This window comes from Solibacillus sp. NPDC093137 (genome assembly GCF_050280445.1).
In the GTDB taxonomy this organism is placed as follows: domain Bacteria; phylum Bacillota; class Bacilli; order Bacillales_A; family Planococcaceae; genus Solibacillus; species Solibacillus isronensis_B.
In genome coordinates this window covers 1-3013 of the sequence record NZ_JBNNVH010000014.1, presented here as the reverse complement: position 1 = coordinate 3013, position 3013 = coordinate 1, and the positions used below count along the sequence as shown (strand labels likewise).

General features: G+C 50.8%; 1 rRNA gene. It reads right to left on the bottom strand.

Annotation, left to right across the window (positions count from 1 at the left end):
* A 23S ribosomal RNA gene (locus ACQKN3_RS20120) occupies positions 1-2883 on the bottom strand; the annotation flags it as partial.
* Positions 2884-3013: the final 130 nt, after the last annotated feature.

The following is a 3013-nucleotide window of genomic DNA, read 5'->3' as shown; positions in this document are numbered from 1 at the left end:
CCGCACTTCCACCTCGAACCTATCTACCTGATCGTCTTTCAGGGGTCTTACTTACTTGCGTAATGGGAAATCTCATCTTGAGGGGGGCTTCATGCTTAGATGCTTTCAGCACTTATCCCGTCCATACATAGCTACCCAGCGATGCCTTTGGCAAGACAACTGGTACACCAGCGGTATGTCCATCCCGGTCCTCTCGTACTAAGGACAGCTCCTCTCAAATTTCCTACGCCCACGACGGATAGGGACCGAACTGTCTCACGACGTTCTGAACCCAGCTCGCGTACCGCTTTAATGGGCGAACAGCCCAACCCTTGGGACCGACTACAGCCCCAGGATGCGATGAGCCGACATCGAGGTGCCAAACCTCCCCGTCGATGTGGACTCTTGGGGGAGATAAGCCTGTTATCCCCGGGGTAGCTTTTATCCGTTGAGCGATGGCCCTTCCATGCGGAACCACCGGATCACTAAGCCCGTCTTTCGACCCTGCTCGACTTGTAGGTCTCGCAGTCAAGCTCCCTTATGCCTTTACACTCTACGAATGATTTCCAACCATTCTGAGGGAACCTTTGGGCGCCTCCGTTACTCTTTAGGAGGCGACCGCCCCAGTCAAACTGTCCGCCTGACACTGTCTCCTACCCCGCTAAGGGGCATGGGTTAGAAGTTCAATACAACCAGGGTAGTATCCCACCGACGCCTCCTTCGAAGCTGGCGCTCCGAGATCTCTGGCTCCTACCTATCCTGTACAAGTTGTACCAAAATTCAATATCAGGCTACAGTAAAGCTCCACGGGGTCTTTCCGTCCTGTCGCGGGTAACCTGCATCTTCACAGGTACTATAATTTCACCGAGTCTCTCGTTGAGACAGTGCCCAGATCGTTACGCCTTTCGTGCGGGTCGGAACTTACCCGACAAGGAATTTCGCTACCTTAGGACCGTTATAGTTACGGCCGCCGTTTACTGGGGCTTCAATTCACAGCTTCGCTTGCGCTAACCGCTCCTCTTAACCTTCCAGCACCGGGCAGGCGTCAGCCCCTATACGTCACCTTACGGTTTTGCAGAGACCTGTGTTTTTGCTAAACAGTCGCCTGGGCCTATTCACTGCGGCTTCTCTAGGCTATGCACCCAAAGAAGCACCCCTTCTCCCGAAGTTACGGGGTCATTTTGCCGAGTTCCTTAACGAGAGTTCTCTCGCACACCTTAGGATTCTCTCCTCGACTACCTGTGTCGGTTTGCGGTACGGGCACCTCTCACCTCGATAGAGGCTTTTCTTGGCAGTGTGAAATCAGGAACTTCGCTCATACGAGCTCGTCATCACAGCTCAACGTTATAGTATGCGGATTTGCCTACATACACGCCTTACTGCTTGAACACGCGCAACCAACGGCGTGCTTACCCTATCCTACTGCGTCCCCCCATTTCTCAAACGGTGAGGAGGTGGTACAGGAATATCAACCTGTTGTCCATCGCCTACGCCTATCGGCCTCGGCTTAGGTCCCGACTAACCCTGAGCGGACGAGCCTTCCTCAGGAAACCTTAGTCATACGGTGCATGGGATTCTCACCCATGTTTCGCTACTCATACCGGCATTCTCACTTCTAATCGCTCCACCAGTCCTTCCGGTCTGACTTCAACGCTATTAGAACGCTCTCCTACCACGCATACTCAAAGTATGCATCCACAGCTTCGGTGAATCGTTTAGCCCCGATACATTTTCGGCGCAGCGTCACTCGACCAGTGAGCTATTACGCACTCTTTAAATGATGGCTGCTTCTAAGCCAACATCCTGGTTGTCTAAGCAACGCCACATCCTTTTCCACTTAACGATTACTTGGGGACCTTAGCTGGTGGTCTGGGCTGTTTCCCTCTTGACTACGGATCTTATCACTCGCAGTCTGACTCCCGTGTATAAATATCCGGCATTCGGAGTTTGTCTGAATTCGGTAAAGCGAGATGCCCCCCTAGTCCAAACAGTGCTCTACCTCCGGTATTCTCAATCACGAGGCTAGCCCTAAAGCTATTTCGGAGAGAACCAGCTATCTCCAGGTTCGATTGGAATTTCTCCGCTACCCACACCTCATCCCCGCACTTTTCAACGTGCGTGGGTTCGGGCCTCCAGTGAGTGTTACCTCACCTTCACCCTGGACATGGGTAGATCACCTGGTTTCGGGTCTACGACCACGTACTAATTCGCCCTATTCAGACTCGCTTTCGCTGCGGCTCCGTCTTCTCAACTTAACCTCGCACGTAATCGTAACTCGCCGGTTCATTCTACAAAAGGCACGCTATCACCCATTAACGGGCTCTAACTACTTGTAGGCACACGGTTTCAGGATCTATTTCACTCCCCTTCCGGGGTGCTTTTCACCTTTCCCTCACGGTACTGGTTCACTATCGGTCACTAGGTAGTATTTAGCCTTGGGAGATGGTCCTCCCGGATTCCGACGGAATTTCACGTGTTCCGCCGTACTCAGGATACACTCTGGAGGGAATGAACTTTTGACTACAGGGCTTTTACCTCGTTTCGCGGACCTTTCCAAGTCGCTTCGTCTAATTCATTCTTTTGTAACTCCGTATAGAGTGTCCTACAACCCCAAAGAGCAAGCTCTTTGGTTTGGGCTCTTCCCGTTTCGCTCGCCGCTACTCAGGGAATCGAATTTTCTTTCTGTTCCTGCAGGTACTTAGATGTTTCAGTTCTCTGCGTCTGTCTTCAACACGCTATGAATTCACGTGAAGATACTATCCGATTAAAGATAGTGGGTTCCCCCATTCGGAAATCCCCGGATCAAAGCTTACTTACAGCTCCCCGAGGCATATCGGTGTTAGTGCCGTCCTTCATCGACTCCTAGTGCCAAGGCATCCACCGTGCGCCCTTATTAACTTAACCAAAAGTTAACACTTGGATAAAATCCAAGATTTAAGTTTACACGTCAATTGCTTGACTTGTTTAAAAATCTATAAAATAGAAATTTGATTTATTGCTTTCAATGTCGTTTTATCCAGTTTTCAAAGAACGA